The sequence below is a fragment of the Streptomyces sp. NPDC028368 genome, assembly GCF_055565615.1.
The window spans coordinates 176,452-192,807 of record NZ_JBVHTY010000009.1 but is presented as its reverse complement, the minus strand read 5'-3'; the positions used below and the strand labels follow the sequence as shown (position 1 = coordinate 192,807).

The 16,356-nt window shown below is 72.1% G+C and carries 16 protein-coding genes and 1 pseudogene; 7 read left to right on the top strand and 10 right to left on the bottom strand.

Going from position 1 to position 16,356, the window contains the following annotated elements; all coding sequences use genetic code 11:
• Complete coding sequence (gene hemQ / locus ACZ4S3_RS22310) at nt 1–735, top strand: hydrogen peroxide-dependent heme synthase (protein ID WP_467936797.1); 735 nt, start codon at nt 1–3, stop codon at nt 733–735.
• Nucleotides 736–827: 92 nt separating this feature from the next.
• Here hemQ and ACZ4S3_RS22305 read toward each other — a convergent pair whose 3' ends face one another.
• The 5 genes and pseudogenes from ACZ4S3_RS22305 to ACZ4S3_RS22285 form a co-directional block, all read right to left on the bottom strand.
• Nucleotides 828–2,504, bottom strand: coding sequence for an alpha/beta hydrolase (locus tag ACZ4S3_RS22305; RefSeq protein ID WP_467936796.1), 1,677 nt, complete (start codon nt 2,502–2,504; stop codon nt 828–830).
• Nucleotides 2,505–2,641: 137 nt separating this feature from the next.
• Complete coding sequence (locus ACZ4S3_RS22300) at nt 2,642–3,394, bottom strand: TIGR04222 domain-containing membrane protein (RefSeq protein WP_467936794.1); 753 nt, start codon at nt 3,392–3,394, stop codon at nt 2,642–2,644.
• 94 nt (nt 3,395–3,488) lie between these two features.
• Nucleotides 3,489–4,520 carry a TIGR04222 domain-containing membrane protein gene (locus ACZ4S3_RS22295; protein WP_467936793.1) on the bottom strand — a complete coding sequence of 344 codons (1,032 nt, stop codon included), beginning with the start codon at nt 4,518–4,520 and terminating at the stop codon, nt 3,489–3,491.
• A 5-nt stretch (nt 4,521–4,525) separates the two neighbouring features.
• Nucleotides 4,526–5,822: pseudogene (locus ACZ4S3_RS22290) on the bottom strand (MbnB/TglH/ChrH family RiPP precursor modification enzyme).
• A 292-nt stretch (nt 5,823–6,114) separates the two neighbouring features.
• Complete coding sequence (locus tag ACZ4S3_RS22285; RefSeq protein ID WP_467936791.1) at nt 6,115–6,858, bottom strand: TetR/AcrR family transcriptional regulator; 744 nt, start codon at nt 6,856–6,858, stop codon at nt 6,115–6,117.
• Nucleotides 6,859–6,950: 92 nt separating this feature from the next.
• On the opposite strand from ACZ4S3_RS22285, the gene ACZ4S3_RS22280 reads away from it, so the two are divergent.
• Nucleotides 6,951–7,940 (top strand): zinc-dependent alcohol dehydrogenase family protein, encoded by a 990-nt coding sequence (locus ACZ4S3_RS22280; protein ID WP_467936790.1) that lies wholly within the window; start codon nt 6,951–6,953, stop codon nt 7,938–7,940.
• Nucleotides 7,941–8,256: 316 nt separating this feature from the next.
• On the opposite strand, the gene ACZ4S3_RS22275 is transcribed toward ACZ4S3_RS22280, so the two are convergent.
• Nucleotides 8,257–8,424: a hypothetical protein gene (locus tag ACZ4S3_RS22275; RefSeq protein ID WP_467936788.1), complete on the bottom strand. Its 168-nt coding sequence runs from the start codon at nt 8,422–8,424 to the stop codon at nt 8,257–8,259.
• A 114-nt stretch (nt 8,425–8,538) separates the two neighbouring features.
• Complete coding sequence (locus tag ACZ4S3_RS22270) at nt 8,539–9,321, bottom strand: peptidyl-tRNA hydrolase (RefSeq protein WP_467936786.1); 783 nt, start codon at nt 9,319–9,321, stop codon at nt 8,539–8,541.
• 32 nt (nt 9,322–9,353) lie between these two features.
• Between ACZ4S3_RS22270 and ACZ4S3_RS22265 the strand changes: the two genes are divergently transcribed.
• The 4 genes from ACZ4S3_RS22265 to ACZ4S3_RS22250 all read left to right on the top strand — a co-directional run bounded on the left by ACZ4S3_RS22265 (nt 9,354) and on the right by ACZ4S3_RS22250 (nt 12,008).
• Entirely contained in the window at nt 9,354–10,031 is a 678-nt protein-coding gene (locus ACZ4S3_RS22265) for an AIM24 family protein (protein WP_467936784.1), read from the top strand.
• Nucleotides 10,032–10,159: 128 nt separating this feature from the next.
• Nucleotides 10,160–11,101, top strand: a complete 942-nt coding sequence (locus ACZ4S3_RS22260) for an ABC transporter ATP-binding protein (protein WP_467936782.1) — start codon at nt 10,160–10,162, stop codon at nt 11,099–11,101.
• A complete protein-coding gene (locus ACZ4S3_RS22255; RefSeq protein WP_467936780.1) occupies nt 11,098–11,763 on the top strand; it encodes an ABC transporter in 666 nt (221 codons plus the stop codon). The genes ACZ4S3_RS22260 and ACZ4S3_RS22255 overlap by 4 nt, the downstream gene beginning before the upstream one ends.
• A 29-nt stretch (nt 11,764–11,792) precedes the next feature.
• Nucleotides 11,793–12,008 (top strand): hypothetical protein, encoded by a 216-nt coding sequence (locus ACZ4S3_RS22250; RefSeq protein ID WP_467936778.1) that lies wholly within the window; start codon nt 11,793–11,795, stop codon nt 12,006–12,008.
• Nucleotides 12,009–12,064: 56 nt separating this feature from the next.
• Here ACZ4S3_RS22250 and ACZ4S3_RS22245 read toward each other — a convergent pair whose 3' ends face one another.
• The gene (locus ACZ4S3_RS22245; protein ID WP_467936776.1) at nt 12,065–13,441 is read right to left on the bottom strand and encodes an alkaline phosphatase PhoX; all 1,377 of its coding nucleotides are present in this window, start codon (nt 13,439–13,441) and stop codon (nt 12,065–12,067) included.
• Nucleotides 13,442–13,528: 87 nt separating this feature from the next.
• A complete protein-coding gene (locus tag ACZ4S3_RS22240) occupies nt 13,529–14,167 on the bottom strand; it encodes a TetR/AcrR family transcriptional regulator (RefSeq protein WP_467936774.1) in 639 nt (212 codons plus the stop codon).
• Between the two features lie 54 nt (nt 14,168–14,221).
• Between ACZ4S3_RS22240 and ACZ4S3_RS22235 the strand changes: the two genes are divergently transcribed.
• Entirely contained in the window at nt 14,222–15,220 is a 999-nt protein-coding gene (locus ACZ4S3_RS22235; RefSeq protein ID WP_467936773.1) for a hypothetical protein, read from the top strand.
• Here ACZ4S3_RS22235 and zapE read toward each other — a convergent pair.
• Nucleotides 15,211–16,335, bottom strand: a complete 1,125-nt coding sequence (zapE, locus tag ACZ4S3_RS22230) for a cell division protein ZapE (protein ID WP_467936771.1) — start codon at nt 16,333–16,335, stop codon at nt 15,211–15,213. The genes ACZ4S3_RS22235 and zapE overlap by 10 nt on opposite strands.
• Nucleotides 16,336–16,356: the final 21 nt, after the last annotated feature.

Below are 16,356 nucleotides of genomic sequence, written 5' to 3'. Positions count from 1 at the left end.
ATGACAGACGCTTCGACCCCCGCCACCACCCCCGACAAGACCCCGAACGCCGGGAAGAAGGCGAAGGACCTCAACGAGGTCATCCGCTACACCCTCTGGTCGGTGTTCAAGCTGCGCGACGTCCTCCCCGAGGACCGCGGCGGCTACGCCGACGAGGTCGAGGAGCTGTTCGCGCAGCTCGCCGCCAAGGACGTCGTGGTGCGCGGCACATACGACGTGTCCGGTCTGCGCGCCGACGCCGACATCATGATCTGGTGGCACTCGGAGAGCTCGGACGCCCTCCAGGAGGCCTACAACCTCTTCCGCCGCACCCGTCTGGGCCGCACGCTGGAGCCGGTCTGGTCGAACATGGCGCTGCACCGCCCCGCCGAGTTCAACAAGTCGCACATCCCGGCTTTCCTGGCCGACGAGGAGCCTCGCGCCTATGTGAGCGTCTACCCCTTCGTGCGCTCCTACGAGTGGTACCTCCTCCCCGACGAGGACCGCCGCCGTATGCTCGCCGACCACGGCAAGATGGCCCGCGGCTTCCCGGACGTGCGCGCCAACACCGTGCCGTCGTTCTCGCTCGGCGACTACGAGTGGGTGCTGGCCTTCGAGGCCGATGAGCTCTACCGCATCGTCGACCTGATGCGTCATCTGCGGGGCTCCGAGGCGCGGATGCATGTCCGCGAGGAGATCCCGTTCTACACGGGGCGGCGCAAGCCGGTCTCGGAGCTGGTCGCGGGCCTGGCCTGACACCTGCCGCCTGACGCAACGCTACGGGCCGCCCCCCGAGGGACGGCCCGTAGCGCTCTCTTCGGCTGCTTCCCGCTCCGGCTGCGTGCCGGTTACTTCTTCTTGCCCTCCGGCTGCTGGTTGGGCACCGGTTCGGGGCGCGGCGCGCAGCTCACCGAGTGCGCCGGGGCCTTTCCGTCCAGCAGATAGGCCTCGGTGTAGCGGTTCACGCACTCGTTGGCGCCCAGCGCGATGCCATGGGTACCGGCGCCGCGCTCGGTGACCAGCGAGGAGCCGGCCAGCCGCCGGTGCAGCTCCACCGCGCCCGTGTACGGGGTCGCCGCGTCCCGCTCGGCCGCCAGCAGCAGCACCGGGGGAAGTGCGCCGGGCGCCGTACGGATGTCGAGCGGGCCGCGCCGCCCGAGCGCACCGTCGACCGCGGTCGTCGCCGTATGGAGGGAGGCGTCCGCCAGATCCTCGCCGGCGCCTTCCCTGGTGGCGCCTGCCCTGCCCATCGCGGCCTCGAGCCTGACCGACTCCGACTCCATCTGCTCGGGCCAGAAGGCGCACGGCAGGTTCATCCAGGCGTTGTCCCAGGTCTCGAACGGCGCGGTACGCGCGACCCGGGTGTTGTCCCGGTCCCAGGTCTGCCAGTCACGCGGCCAGGGCGCGTCGTTGCACTCGACGGCGGTATAGACCGCGTTGGTGTTCTCGTCCGCCTTGGCGTTGGTCACCTTGGGCAGCGTCTGGGTGGTCAGCGGCTTCATGTCGCCGTGCAGATACGCCGCGAGCGACTGGGCGCTGATCGGCCAGTAGGCGTCGTTGTAACCGGTCTTGAGGAAAGCCGACTGCAACTGCGCCGGGCCGATCTTCCCGTTGACCGGCACCCGCCGCACCCGTTCGACGGCCGTGTCGTACGAGCGCTGCACCGCCTTCGGGGTCGCCCCGAGGTGGTAGGTGGAGTCGTGCGCGGCGACCCAGCGCAGCCAGTCGCCCCAGCGGCGCTCGAAGGCGACGTTCTGGTCGAGGTTGTTGCGGTACCAGATCTGCTGGGGGTCGGGGTTGACGACGCTGTCGAAGACCATCCGGCGGATGTGGCCGGGGAAGAGCGTCGCGTAGACGGCGCCGAAGTACGTCCCGTAGGACGCGCCCATGAACGTCAGCTTCTGCTCGCCGAGCGCGGCCCGCAGCATGTCCAGGTCGCGGGCGTTGTTGACGGAGTTGTAGAACGGCAGGTCCGCCCCGGCGTTGCGGGCGCAGCCCTCCGCATATGCCTGCGCCTGAGCGACCTTCTGCCGCTTGAACTGCTCGGTGGGATAGCGCTGGGTGTCGGTGGGCTGCTTGGCGAACTCCTGCGGGTCCTGGCAGGACAGCGGCGCCGAGCGGCCGACGCCGCGCGGCGCGTAGCCGACGAAGTCATAGGCGCGGGCGGTGCGCCGCCACTTGGGCAGCGCGCCGTAGAGCGGGAATTCCATGCTGCTCGCGCCGGGGCCGCCGGGATTGAAGACCAGGGCACCCTGCCGCTCCCCGGGGACCGTGGCGCGGATCCGGCTGACGGTGAGGGTGATCTTCTTGCCCTCGGGGCGGGCGTAGTCCAGTGGGACGTCGAGCTTGCCGCACTGCACGGTGGCGGGCAGATGCTCGACCGGCGCGCACTTGCCGAAGACGACCCGGTGCGGCACCGGGGCCGGCGGTGCGACCGGTGGCGCGGTGGTACCGCCGGCCGGGGCGGTGGCGAGGGCGGTCAGGACCAGCGACCCGATGGTGCCGTACAACGCAAGTGTTCTCACGAGCCGTCCCTTCGTGGGGTGCGGGATGCGTGGCGCACGAGGAGAGGCTCGGTGCACTGGGCCGCACGGTGTGCATACAAAAGGGATATTTGAGTGGGTGATTGCCGATGTAAAGCACCGGGCACCGGTGTCGGGCGCTATGCCCCGGAAGAGTGCAGGGCGGCCCGCAGCCTGGGGTCGGTGAGGGCGGCCCGGCCGTGGACGGCGAGCGCGGTGAGGGCCGGGGAGCCGGCCTGTTCGTGCCGCCGCAGCAGCCGCTCGCCCGCCGGAGTGGCCCAGTTGGGGTAGGGGTGGAGCTCCAGGCGCGCCATCGCCCAGGTGCCGGTGGTCAGGACCAGCGGCAGCGCGAACCACGCGAGCACCGGCCCGCTTTCGGTGCCGGAGGGCGCCATCCAGATGGCCGCCCCGGCGGTCAGCAGCACCAGAAGGATGGCGCCCTGCACTTGGCGGACTGCCGCGCCGACGCCCGAACGGCCGTGCGCGGGCAGCGCGAGGTCCGCGGCGACGAGCCGGTCGGAGAGCGCCCGCACCGCGTCGGCTGCGGCGAGGGCGCCGCGTATCGCCGGTATCCGGCGCTGGCCGTCGGGGCCGATGGCGGCCAGTACGGCGCGCTCGACGGCATCTTGGCCGGCCGGGTCGACGACCGAGGCCCAGCCGGTGTGCGCGAGCAGCAGCCGATGGTGGCGGGCCATCGACACCAGCGCGACATCGGCGAGCCGGTGCGGGCCGCCGGCCAGGTAGGCGGTCTCGTACAGGGTGAGCTCTGGGGGCCGCCGGTCGGCGTCGGGCGCCGGGTGCGGGGCATGGGCGGCGGCGAGGGCCGCACGGCAGACACGTGCGCAGGACAGGCCGGCCGCCGCCCAGGCGACGACCAGGAAGAGGAGCCACATGGCGGAGGTTCTACGGGATGGCCGACACGGACCGCCACGCCGTTTCTCAGCATCTGGGCAAGGGCTGGGTACGGGGGTACGGCGAGCCGCGGCGTCAGCTTCCGCCGCAGCCCCCGCCGCCGCAGCCCCCACCGCCTCCGCAGGACGACCCGCCCCCGCACGACGAGCCGCCACCGCAACTCGAACCGCCTCCGCCGCCGCACGACGAACTGCCGCAGCCGGACGACGACCCGCCGTCGGAGGAGCCGCACCAGGAGGCGCCGTCGCCGGACGTCCCCGAGCCGCAGCTGCTTCCGGACGAGCCGGCCGAACCGGCGGCGGAGGATGAGCCGGCGGACGCCATGGCGTGCTGAGCCTCCGTCAGCTGCGCCCGCAGTACCTCGTCCGCGATCAGCGCGACACCGCCGAGAGCCACCGCAATCCCGATGGCCCGCATGGTCCCGTCGGCACGCACGGCCTCGTCGGCCGCACCGGGACTGCCCTCGGCGGCCCGCGCGGCCTTCAGGGCGAAGGCGCCCGCCTTGGTGACCCGGCGGCTGAGCGCCTGCCTGCAGATCAAGCCCACGGCCAGACCCAGGGCGAGAATGGGCATGATCGCGAAGACGGTCGGTATCTCCTGGTCGGCGTCCCCGGTGACCCCCATGACCGTCAGCAGAAAGCCGCCGAAGAAGAGCACCACACAGGCCGCGGTCTGGATCCGGGCCATCAGGCGCCAGCCGCTGCCGTTGCGCGGATGCCGCAGCAGCCCGCGGGCCGCCAGCCGGTCACCGACCGCCTGGACCGCCGGGCTCTGCATGGCGGTGGTGCGCAGCGTGGGCAGCGCCCCTCCGGGCGTCCCCGCCACCGCCTGCAGCACGGCCGCCTCCACCGCGTCATGGGAGACGGGCCGGCGTACGGTCACCACCCCGGGGCCGCCGACCGCCACCCGGCCGTCGGCGTGCATCATGCACAGCGCGGTGTCCACCACCCGGCCGGGGCCGCCGGCCAGAAACGCCATCTCCCAGACATCGTGGGTCGGCGCGTCCGCCGGCCGGACCCGCGGCGTGGCCCGGCGGACCCGGACCGTACCGATGACGAGAACCAGCGACGACACCAGGACCGCCGCGTACACCCCCGTTGTGTACATGCCCCTCACCCCCTGTGCAGCGCGAGCCGGACGGCGCGGGCGAGCCGGGAAGCGGGCCCGTCGGACGGCGGCCTCGGTCCCGCGCGGTCCCGCCACCATTGCGTCAACTGCCGCCGCGCGTCCGGGTCTTCGGGGCGATTGCCGGCCAGCAGATGTGCCGCGAAGTCCAGGGCGTCCTGACGGTAGCCGCCGCTCATGGGGCGGTGCCGCGCATAGCCGAGGAAGGCGGCTCGGTAGCCGTCGCCGAGGATCTCGGGCAGCTCGGGGGCGACCTTGGCGACGACGGAGGCCCGCTTGGCGGTCAGCGCCCGGCTCTGCACCCCCAGCCGGTTGCGGTCGAAGCCCTCCGGGGCCGGCGTCCCGGCGACCAGCGCGGACAGCAGTGCGGTCTGCGCCAGCGCCAGCCGCTGCCGCGCCGCATCGGTGCCGGAGGCCGCCACGGCCCCGCCCCGCACCGCCTCAAGCCGCTTGGGCATGACGGGCCTCCTTCAGTACGGCGCGTATCGCGTCCAGTTCACCGGCCAGTTCCCCGCCCTCGGGGAAGTCCTCGTCCCGCTCCAGCAGTACGCCGGGCGGCGTCGTACGGGCGCAGAGCTCGGCGAGGACGTCCAGCACGGGCTGGGTCACCGGATGCGCATGGCTGTCGTGCCACACCCCGTCCCGCTCCACGCCGCCCGCGACATGGACGTACGCGATCGCCTCGACCGGCAGCTCGTCCAGCGCGACGGCCGGGTCCTCGCCCCGGTTGATGTGGTTCGTATGGAGGTTGGCGACATCGATGAGCAGCCGCACCCCCGTCCGCTCGACGAGCTCGGTCAGGAACTGGCCCTCGGTCAGCTCCTCGTCCGGCCAGTTGATGAGCGCGGCGATGTTCTCCAGGGCCAGCGGCACCGGCAGCGCGTCCTGGGCGATCCGGACGTTCTCGCAGAGCACGTCCAGCGCGTCGCGGGTGCGCGGCACCGGGAGCAGATGCCCGGCCTCCATCAGCGGCGAGGCGGTGAGCGGCCCGCCGGCCCGGACGAACGCGATGTGCTCGGTGACCAGCGGCGCCCCCAACGCCTCGGCGCGCTCGGCGAGGGCGGTCAGCCGGCCCGCATCCGGCCGGTCGGCGCCGCCGAGGCCGAGCGAGACCCCGTGCGGGATGACGGTCGTGCCGCGCTCGCGCAGTTCCTGTACGGCCTGCGGAAGATGGCCGGGGCAGAGGTTCTCGGCCACGACCTCCACCCAGTCGACACCGGGCAACCGGGCAATCTCCGCGGCGATTTCCGGCCGCCAGCCGATACCCGTACCAAGGCGCTCCATGGTTCCCCCTCTCCCTCCGTGGTGAGGGTACTCATGGCCACTGACAGCGGGCCGAACCCTGTACCTGCGGTGTTCAGAGGTTGATTTGAGCTTCCTTCGCGGGGCGGTGGATCTCCTGCCCGTACGGAGACCGTCCCGTTTCGGTCTGCACCTGGTCTCGAACCTCACCGCCGCACCCAGCGCGAGCGGCACCCTGCCGGTGGTCCGATTCAGCCGCCGCCGTACGCGCGGACGCGGGGCCGGACGGCTGTCTCCTCCAGGCGCGAAGTTCAGCAGGCGGCCACGGAGCGCTTCAGTTGGCCGGTGATGTGCTCGGCGTCGGATCGCCGGGCGAAGGTGAGAGCCCAAGTGACCTGATCACGTCTCGGATTTCCGTCCGGTACAGCTCACCGGGCCGCAGGCTCTGCGGGCTGAGGTGCCCGTAGACCTCCAGGGCGACCAGGCCGTGCATGCGCCCCCACAGGCGCAGTGCCAGGGCGAGAGCGGCGGGCGGCAGGTCGGGGAAGTCTTGCCGGACGGTGTCCACCAGTTCCGGGGCGAAGTCCTCCCAGGTGTAAGCGCCGCCCTGGACGGCCTTGGCGTGTGGCCAGGCCGCAGCGGTCAATCCGGTGAGGCCGATGCATGCGCGCTTGGCGGCTTCGGGGGCAGGGCCGCCGTCGGGCATCTGGTAGCCGGGCACGGGATCGCCGTAGATCAGCCGGAAGCCCTGCGGGTTGGCCAGCGACCAGTCGCGCAGGGCGGTGGCCCAGGCCATGATCCGGCCAGTGGCATCACCGGGCGGGAACGCGTCGCGTGCGGCTTCCACGTGGTCGACCAGTGCGGTGTAGACGTCGTTGATCAGCTCCGTGATCAGTGCGTCCCGGGTGTCGAAGTAGCTGTAGATGGCGCTGCCGCTCATCTCCATCTCCCGGGCGATCGCCCGCAGGGAGATGGCGTCCGGCCCGCCTTCGGCCATATGCCGCAACGCGGTGGCCTTGATCTCGGCCGTGGTCTGGATTCTCAGCCGTGCTCGTCGCCCCAGTGTCTGCTGTCCCATGGTTGTCAGCGTACAGCGTTGCGTTACAGTGCACCGCAAGAAACTTGAGCGGCGCACGGTTTTTGTGAGGCGCTCACAATCGAGGAGGCGACATGGCGAATGTGGTGCTGTTCGACGAGATAGGCGGTCCCGACGTCCTCCGGTTCTCGGAAGTGCCGCTCCCGACGCTCGGCCGGAGCCAAGTGCAGGTGCGTATCGACGCGATCGGCCTGAATCGGGCCGACGCGCTCTTCCGTGGGGGCGGGTACTACTACCAGCCGACCTTGCCCGGCTCGCGGCTGGGCAGCGAGGCTGCCGGGGTGGTCGAGGCCGTCGGGCCGGATGTGACGCGCTTCGCGCCGGGTGACGCGGTGAGTGTCCTGGTCATCGGGGCCGGCATGTCGGAGGACGGCATTTACGCCGACCGTGCCGTCGTGCGGGAGGACGCATTGCTGCCCCGGCCGGCATGGATGGACGCACCCACCGGGGCCGCTGTGTGGATGTCCTCTCTCACCGCCTACGGCGCGTTGATCGAGGTCGGCAAGGTCCGGCCGGGCGACCACGTGCTCATCACCGCGGCCTCCAGCAGCGTGGGCATCGCCGCCATCCAGATCGCCGGTCAGATCGGGGCCATACCGATCGCCGTGACCCGCGCCGAGGCCAAGGCCGAGCAGCTGCTGCGAGCAGGCGCCGCCCAGGTCATCGCGACAGACCGCGATGATCTGGCCGACCGAGTACAGGAGATCACCGCAGGGCAGGGCGCAGCCTGTGTCTTTGACTCGATCGGTGGCCCGGGACTGGCCCAGCTTGCCCAACTCGTGGCCCGCGACGGCGCTCTGATCGTGTACGGCTGGCTCGATCCGCGCCCCGCCCCCCTGCCCATGGCTTGGCCGCTGAACATCCATGGCTACGGCGTCCATCACGTCACCCAGGATCCCGACCGCACCCGCCGAGCACACGCCTTCATCACTGCCGGCCTGCGCACCGGCGCCCTCTCACCCGTGATCGACTGCGTCTTCGACCTGTCCGACATCGCCGACGCTCATCGTCATATGGAGGCCAATGGCCAGGTCGGCAAGGTCGTCGTCACCGTCCAGCACTGAAGCGGACGCACTGGCAGGTGAGCGTCCTGGTCGGTCGAAGAGGTCGACGAGACCAACCAGGCCGACGAGACCAACCAGGACGCTCAGTCATAGCGGGTCACGCCCGTGGTGGGCGCGGCAGAGACCCGACACGGTGGCTCCCCTCCACCCCAAGAGTCGACTCGGGTACATGAGTTGGCCCGGGTGTGATCTCGCTCTGCGCCCCGCCCTGCACACCAGACGGACCCGGCCTCGTTCGTCGGGACCGAAGGGAGAGGCCGCTTGAGAGGCCGGGTGACCGGAGTTCCGGCCGCCCGGCGCGGTCCGCCCGCGGACGTCAGGCGTCCATGCCGAGCGGCGCCGGATCGTTCCAGCCGCGCGGCTCGTCGACGCCAGGGAATACCAGTGCGCCGTTCATCGTCACGATGCGGGTGAGCAGATGCTCGGGCCCCGGCATCCCGGGCCGCCCCTCGGCCTCGACGAGGCGAGCGCGGCACCGGGGCACAGTACGGCGGTGTGCTGAGGGGGCGGGTACGGCGACCGGCATTTCGACACCACCAACGTGCACGGCGATGGCTTGCCCCGCCGGCCGAGCCTCATGGCGCTCGCCGGGCGGGGTTCATTGTGGCCGGGGCGGCAGGGCGCGGATGCGGTCGATCCCAGAAGCTACGACGGTTTCACTCGGGGGGATCTCCGTGAACCCGGCGTCGCGGACCACGGGCAGCCCGCTGCGGGTCAGTGCGTCCCAGTCCGCCGGCTCCGCAGTCCGTACGGCCAGCGGGAACCCGGCCGCGCGCCAGGCCGCGCGCTCCTCCTCGCCCAGCTCCCACCAGGCGAGCTGCGCACCGTGCCCGGCCTGGGCCATTTCCTTGCCGGCCGACATCTCCAGCCCGGGGTTGAACCACAGCACCGGCCGGCCGGTGTCGGGCGCGGCCGGCGGCTCCGGGTCCGCCAGCTCGGTGCCCGACACCTGGAGCCGGGCCAGGTCCTTGGGCCAGCCGTCCAGAGGCACCGGCGGGAAGACCCGTACCTCGGCGTGCCCGCCGGTCACCGTGATGCCCGGCAGCGCCTCGGCCCGCCGCCACTCCGCACCGCGCGCCCGGCGCACCACCTTGCGGATCCGGGCGTCCTCCCAGTCGCGCACCGCCTGGGCCCACTCGCCTTCGCCGGCCGCCCGCTCGTCCGACAGCAGCACCAGCACCGCCCGTGCCGCCGTCTCCAGCGCGTCCGTACGCGCCGGCGGCGCGGCCCGCTCGATCCGCGCGACCAGCGGCAGGACGAACTGCGGCGCCGCGTCCCGATCGGTCTCTTCGTGATGGAAGGGGCTGTCGGGGCTGGTGGTATCGGTTCCTGTCACTCGGCCCAGTTTGCCAGCCGTCGTCCACCACGCGATTGCCGCCATCCGCCCGGCCGATACGGCCTAGCATCCTGGCCATGAACAGTGACCTCTTCGCTTCCGAGAACATGGCCAAGCCGGCTACCGCGCCCGGCATGACGCAGCAGAACGCGAAGTCGATCAAGTACGCGGTGAACGGCGAGTGTTACGCGCGGCAGGGCGCGATGATCGCCTATCGGGGAAACCTGCAGTTCGAGAAGCAGGGCCAGGGGGTCGGCAACTTCCTCAAGCGTGCCGTCACCGGCGAGGGCCTGGCGCTGATGACCGTACGGGGCCAGGGCGAGGTGTGGTTCGCGCACGAGGCCGCCAACTGCTTCATCATGGACCTCACCCCCGCCGACGGCATCACCATCAACGGCCGCAATGTGCTGTGCTTCGATCCGTCCCTCTCCTACGCGATCAAGGTTGTCAAGGGCGCCGGCATGGCCGGTGGCGGAATCTTCAACTCCGTCTTCAGCGGCACCGGCAAGCTCGGCGTGATGTGTGAGGGCAACCCCATCGTCATACCCGTCTCCGCACAGGCCCCGGTCTTTGTCGACACCGATGCGGTGGTCGGCTGGAGCAGCTCCCTGCAGACCTCGCTGCACCGCTCGCAGAGCCTTGGCTCGATGCTCCGCGGCGGCTCCGGCGAGGCCGTCCAACTGCGCCTGGACGGCGAGGGTTTCGTGATCGTACGGCCGAGTGAACTGCGCCCGGAGAAGTCCGCGGGGAACTGAGCGGGGGATCGAGGGGGGACCGGGCTGGGGTCGCGGGGGATCGAGGGGGCGAGCGGGGAACCAATCCGGGTGCGGCCGGAGTTGGGGGAGTGAAGGAATTCCGGGGGACGGGGGAGGTGCCGTAGAGGATGCGGCTGGACGGGGTCGGGCGGCGATACGGGGTGCGGGGGCCGTGGGTGCTGCGGGAGGTTCAACTCGAGGTGCCCGCCCGCGCGCTGGTGCGCGTCGAGGGGGCCAACGGCAGCGGTAAATCCACCTTGCTGCGCCTCTTCGCCGGCATCGACCGGCCCACCACCGGACGCATCACCGGCCGCCCGCGCACGGCGTATGTGCCCGAGCGGTTCCCGGCGGCGCTGCCCTTCACCGCCGTCGGCTACCTCACCCACCTGGGCCGCATCCACGGCCTGCGCGACCCCGAGGCGGCTCGGCGGGCGGCCTCCTGGCTCGACCGGTTCGAGGCGGCCGGGCACGGCACGACCCCGCTGGCCAGACTCTCCAAGGGAACGAGCCAGAAGGTCGCGGTCGCCCAGGCGCTGCTCGCCGAGCCCGAGCTCCTCGTCCTGGACGAGGCCTGGACCGGCCTGGACCAGGGGGCGCGCGATGTCCTCGACCGCGCGGTCGCCGAGCGGGTCGCCGACGGCGGCACCGTCGTCTTCGTCGACCACGACCCGCGCCGCCTGGCCGGCGCGGCCGATGCGCGCTATCACGTAGCGGACGGGCGGCTGGTGCCGCAGGAGCGCGGCCGGGCCGAGGACGCGGCGGCGGCCGCGGGCCTCCAGATGATCATCGAGGTCGAGGGCGCGCCGGGCAGTGCGCCGGACTCCGGCCCCACCGTCCCCCGATTGCCCGGCGCACCCCAGACCTCGGCCGGCCCCGACGGCACGACCCGGCTGACCGTGGCGGCCGCCCACTCCGACGCGCTGCTACGGGCGCTGCTCACGGCGCGCCCGCCCTGGCACATCCGCTCCGTCACCGCCGCCCCGCCCGTGCCCGCCCCCGGCGCTCCGTACGCGGACCCCGGCCACGGCGCCGCCCACGACCGCGACTCCCACGAGGGGCCCCGCCCATGACCGCCCTGCTCCGCTATCAGGCGGCCCTGCTCATCGGCTCGCACCGCTGGCTGCCGCCGGTCATCCTCTACGCCTCGTTCGTGGCCGTCGGCATCCAGACCGGCGGCCCCATCCTGGACGCCTTCGGCTACGCCGCCGCCGGGCTGCTGCCCATCGCCGTCTGGCTGACCCGGATCTGCGTCACCAATGAGCCACCGGCCGCCCGCAACTGCGCCGCGGCCGCGGCCGGTCCCGGACGCGTCCATCTCGCCGGCCTGCTGACCGCGACGTTCACCGCGCTGCTGCTCGGCCTCCTGAGTACGGCGTTCGTCGCCGTGGTGTCCGATCCCCGCTCCTCCGACCACCACGCCGTCCCGCTCCTGCCCGCGACCGGTGCCGCGCTGCTCACCGCGCTGGCCTGTGTCCTGATGGGTACGGCGATCGGCGCGCTGTGCAACTGGCCGGTCCTGCGCAGCCCCGGCTCCTCCATACCGGCAGCGCTGCTCGCCGCGCTGCTGCTGTCCGTCCTGGGCGCCTCGCCCGCCAATGCCGCCGTATCCGGCCTGGTGACCGGCTCCGCGCACGGCACGGTCAGCATCCCGTGGCTGCCGCTGGCCGGGACCGTCCCGATAGCGGCGGCGGCCGTCGCGGCCGCCTGCGCGCTGAGCTCCCGGCGCAGCTGACCGGGCGCCCCCGGCGTACGCTCGATGCCATGCCGGACACCGACCGCGTCAGCGACGAGCACGCCGACACCAGCTACTGCGCCGCTCCCGGCGGCGCCGCGCACGGCGGCCCCGAGGCGGGACCGCCGTACGCGGACTGTGTGCAGTGCGGCAAGCCGACCGAGTATCCGGCCGACCGCCCCGGCATCGTGCTCTGCCCGGTGTGCGAGTGGCAGGAAGCCCAGCGGTCGGCCTGCTCCGGCTGACGGCCACGCGCCGACGGCTCGGAGCGGGCCTGCGGCCGGTCGCCCCATGCCGGTGATCAGTGATTCCAGGGACCCGTCACCGCGAACGTCGTCCCCGGCGTATAGCAGTTGACGTACATCGTCCGGTTGTCGGGGGCGAAGGTCACGCCCGCGAACTCGCCCCACTCCGGCTTCTCCGGGGTGCCGATGTTCTGGCGGCCACGGGCCATCGCGTACACCTCGCCGCGCCGGGTGAGGCCGAAGACATGCTGGGCGCCCGCCCCGTCCTCGCAGATCATCAGGCCGCCGCTCGGCGCGAGGCAGATGTTGTCGGGGGACTCGCCGGGGAGCTGCAGATCGGTGTCCGGTCCGAAGACCACGACCAGGCTGAGCCGGCGCCGCTTCGGGTCGTACTTCCAGACCTGGCCGTAGTGGTCGGCCGCCGAGCCGTCGTCGCGGTGCGCGAAGCTGGAGACGAAGTAGACGCACGAGCCGCCCCAGTAGCAGCCCTCCAGCTTCTGGGCGTGGGTGATGCCCTGGGGGCCGAAGTCCTGGAAGCGGATCGGGGTCCGGCGGGCGAGCGGGTCGGGGACGTCCACCCAGGTGACGCGGTCGAAGGTGATGCCGGGCTGCTGGACGGTGGACAGATCGGCCACTCCGGGGACCCGCAGCGCCTGGAGCCGGCCGCCCGCGCGCAGTGAGCCGCGGCCGCCCATCGGCTTGTCGGGCAGGAAACGGTAGAAGAGGCCGAACGGTTTCTCGAAGGCGTCCTCGGTCTCGTAGACCACGCCGGTGCCGGGGTCCACCGCGATGGCCTCGTGCTGGAAGCGGCCCATCGCGGTCAGCGGTACGGCTCCGGTGCGCCGCGGGTCGTAGGGGTCGACCTCGAAGATGAACCCGTGGTCCTTGGTGTAGTTCTCCTCCCCGGCCCGGAATTCGGTCTCCTCGCAGGTCAGCCAGGTGTTCCAAGGGGTGTGGCCACCCGCGCAGTTGGTGGAGGTACCGGCGATGGCGACTCGTTCGGAGCGGACATGGTTGTCCCGGTCCAGCTCCAGGGCCGTACAGCCGCCCTCGCCACCGGGGTCATAGGTCAGGTCAGGGACCCGGGGGACGGCGGAGCGGGAGTGCGTACGGTTCTCGTGGTTGCGGACGAGGCAGGTACTGCCGCGGCGCCCGGGAGGACCGGGGAAGGCGGACATGCCGTCACAGTTGCTGGGCACCTTGCCCTCGCCGGAGGGGAGCGGATCGCCCTCCCGGGAGAGGACCCTGTAGCGGAACCCCTTGGGCAGGTCGAGCAGGCCGTCGGGGTCGGGGACCAGCGGTCCGTAGCCGCTGGTGCCCATGGACTGGGCGGTCGCGGTCCCCGCGAAGATTTCCGAGAGGCTGCCGGCGAAGGCGATCGTGGCCCCCACCGCGCCGGTTCTTGCCAGGATCTGACGTCGTGTCGCGGACATGGGCAACTCCCTGCTGGCGGACAGGTGATGTGACCCGCTTGTGTGTACCACGCACCCCGGCCTTCGGGAACCAGCGGCGCGGTCCGGTCAGTGATCCCGCTTCCCGGCGGCGTTCGCCCCGCCGTGATGGGCGATCAGCGGAAGGCAGATCTCGTCCACCATTTCCGTGAGGTCGGCTTCCGAAGGCGCGCGGTGCGTGAGCAGCACCTCGCCGACCACGAGCCGGACGGGGAGCGCGGCGACGCGGGCGGGAACGGCGGAGCCGCCGAGTTCGCCACGCCGCGTCGCGCGGTCGAGCACGCCCGCCATCGCGTCCCTGCCGCCGTCCCGCGTGCGTTCCGCCAGGAAATCGCCGAGATCGCCGTCGCGGATACGGCCGTCGGTGAGCGCCTGGAGAACCGGTGCGAGGTCGGTCATCCGGGCGGCGACGCCGCGCAGCAGGGCGAGCACATCCCCGCGCAGCGACCCGGTATCCGGTGCGAGCGGGGGCAGCGGCGGTGTCTGGTGGCGCAGGGCGGCCAGGACCAGGTCGAGGCGCTGGGGCCACCGCCGGTAGAGCACCGTCCGGCTGGTGTGGGCACGGGCCGCCACACCCTCGTACGTCAGCTCCTGATAGCCGACCGCCAGGAGCTCCTCCCAGGCGGCCTGGAGCAGAGCGGCCTCCAGCTCCGCGCCCCGGCGGCGGCGTCCTGCGGGCTGTGGTCCGCCCTTGGCTTCTTTAGACACAACGCGTATCTTACTTCCCCGGATAAGATACGCGACGCACCTTATGGAGGGCCGATGCGCGGCAAGGGTCTGCAGTACGACACCGGAACGTTCCCCAACGGCGACACCACCCGCCCCACGTTCGATCCCCGCATCGTGGCGCGCGAAATGCGGATCATCGCCGACGACCTGCACTGCAACGCCGTCCGCATCACCGGCGGCGACCCCGAACGGATCAGCACCGCGGCCGAGTTCGCGGCCGCCGCCGGACTGACGGTCTGGTACTCGCCGTTCCCCTGCGAGATGACGGAGGAGGAGATGCTCCCGTACTTCGCCGAGTGCGCCGACCGCGCCGAGGCGCTGCGTCGTGGCGGGGCCGAGGTCGTCCTCGCCACGGGGTGCGAGCTGAGCGTGTTCGCCCGCGGCTTTCTGCCCGGCGAGACCTTCAACGACCGGACGCAGACGCTCCGGGCGGCGCCGGAGGTACGGGCGGCGGCGCTCGCCGCGATACCGGAGCGCGTCAACGCGTATCTGCGCGAGGTCGCCAGGACCGTCCGCCCCCGGTTCGGCGGTCCCCTCAGCTATGCCTCGATCCCCATCGAGCACATCGACTGGAGCCCGTTCGACATCGTCGGCGTCGACGCCTACCGCAACATCCGCAACGCCGGCACCTACCGGGAAGACCTCAGGAAGGACTTCACCCACGGCAAGCCGGTCGTGATCACCGAGGTCGGCTGCTGCGCCTTCCGCGGCGGCGGCGACCTCGGCGCGGCCGGCTGGACGGTGATCGAGGCGGACGACACGGTCCGGCCGGGGACCGTACGGGACGAGGGCGAACAGGTCCGCTACATGGACGACTTGCTGCCCCTCTTCGAGGAGGAAGGCGTCGACACCGCCTTCTGGTTCAGCTTCGCCTGCTACGCGCTGCCGCATCGCGACGATCCGCGGACCGACCTGGACCTGGGTTCGTACGGCATCGTGAAGGTCCTCGACGGGGCCCCGTCAGCCACGTATCCCGGTATGCCGTGGGAGCCGAAGGAGGCCTTCCACGCCCTGGCGCGGCACTACGCCTGACCGGCCGCCAGCGTCCCCGCGTCGCGCGCCAGCGCCGTCAGCCGGGAGATGGCGCGGAAGTACTTCTTGCGGTAGCCGCCGCGCAGCATCTCGTCGCTGAACAGCTCGCCGAAGGCCTTGCCGGAGGTCAGTACCGGTATCTCGCGGTCGTAGAGGCGGTCGGCGAGGACGACCAGACGCAGCGCGGTGGACTGGTCGGGCACCGCCTGGACATCGGTGAGGCAGACGGCCTGTATGCCGTCGCACATCGCGCCGTACCGGCTGGGATGCACCTTCGACAGATGGTCCAGCAGCGAGGGGAAGTCGTCGAGCGAGGCGCCGGGGGTGTGGTACGCGACGCGGGTGACGGTCTCGTCGTCGAACGGGGCGGGCGCCTCGGGCAGCCCGCGGTGGCGGTAGTCCTCGCCGTCGATGCGCAGCGGACGGAAGTGGGCGCTGAGGCCTTGTATCTCGCGCAGGAAGTCGACGGCGGCGAACCGGCCCTCGCCGAGCTTGCCGGGCAGCGTGTTCGAGGTGGCGGCCAGCGCCACGCCGGCGTCCACCAGCTTGCCGAGCAGGGTGGAGACCAGGACCGTGTCGCCGGGATCGTCCAGCTCGAACTCGTCGATGCACAGCAGTTTGTGGTCGCCGAGCGTGCGCACGGTCTGCTGGAAGCCGAGCGCGCCGACGAGGTTGGTGAGCTCGACGAAGGTGCCGAAGGCCTTGCGCTCGGGCGGGGCGGAGGTGGCGTGCCACAGGGAGGCGAGCAGATGCGTCTTGCCGACGCCGTAGCCGCCGTCCAGATAGACGCCGCGCGGGCCCTTGGGGGCGGCGGGCTTCTTGGCGAACCAGCGCCGCTTTGCCGTACCGCCCGCGCCCGCCCCGTCGTGGATGCTCGCGGCGAAGGCGCTCAGGACCTGGACGGCCTCGTCCTGGCTGGGCTGGTTCGGGTCGGGTATGTAGGTGTCGAAGCGGGCGCCCTGGAAACGCGGCGGCGGCACCATCTCGGCGACCAGGCGGTCGGCCGGGACATGCGGCGCGCGTGCGGTGAGCGCGGCGGGGGCCGCGTCGCTCCCGTCAGCCGGCGCTACGGCTATCGGGGCGGGCTGGGAGGACGAGGGCTGGGATGACGACACAGCCGTCCAGCCTAGTCGCTC

Coding starts and splice junctions, on each gene's coding strand:
- ACZ4S3_RS22265 (WP_467936784.1), top strand. CDS start 9,354: ATGAACAGTGACCTCTTCGCTTCCGAGAACATGGCCAAGCCGGCTACC.
- ACZ4S3_RS22280 (WP_467936790.1), top strand. CDS start 6,951: ATGGCGAATGTGGTGCTGTTCGACGAGATAGGCGGTCCCGACGTCCTC.
- ACZ4S3_RS22255 (WP_467936780.1), top strand. CDS start 11,098: ATGACCGCCCTGCTCCGCTATCAGGCGGCCCTGCTCATCGGCTCGCAC.
- ACZ4S3_RS22300 (WP_467936794.1), bottom strand. CDS start 3,394: ATGTGGCTCCTCTTCCTGGTCGTCGCCTGGGCGGCGGCCGGCCTGTCC.
- ACZ4S3_RS22285 (WP_467936791.1), bottom strand. CDS start 6,858: ATGGGACAGCAGACACTGGGGCGACGAGCACGGCTGAGAATCCAGACC.
- ACZ4S3_RS22235 (WP_467936773.1), top strand. CDS start 14,222: ATGCGCGGCAAGGGTCTGCAGTACGACACCGGAACGTTCCCCAACGGC.
- ACZ4S3_RS22245 (WP_467936776.1), bottom strand. CDS start 13,441: ATGTCCGCGACACGACGTCAGATCCTGGCAAGAACCGGCGCGGTGGGG.
- hemQ (WP_467936797.1), top strand. CDS start 1: ATGACAGACGCTTCGACCCCCGCCACCACCCCCGACAAGACCCCGAAC.
- ACZ4S3_RS22260 (WP_467936782.1), top strand. CDS start 10,160: ATGCGGCTGGACGGGGTCGGGCGGCGATACGGGGTGCGGGGGCCGTGG.
- ACZ4S3_RS22270 (WP_467936786.1), bottom strand. CDS start 9,321: ATGGCGGCAATCGCGTGGTGGACGACGGCTGGCAAACTGGGCCGAGTG.
- ACZ4S3_RS22250 (WP_467936778.1), top strand. CDS start 11,793: ATGCCGGACACCGACCGCGTCAGCGACGAGCACGCCGACACCAGCTAC.
- ACZ4S3_RS22295 (WP_467936793.1), bottom strand. CDS start 4,520: ATGTACACAACGGGGGTGTACGCGGCGGTCCTGGTGTCGTCGCTGGTT.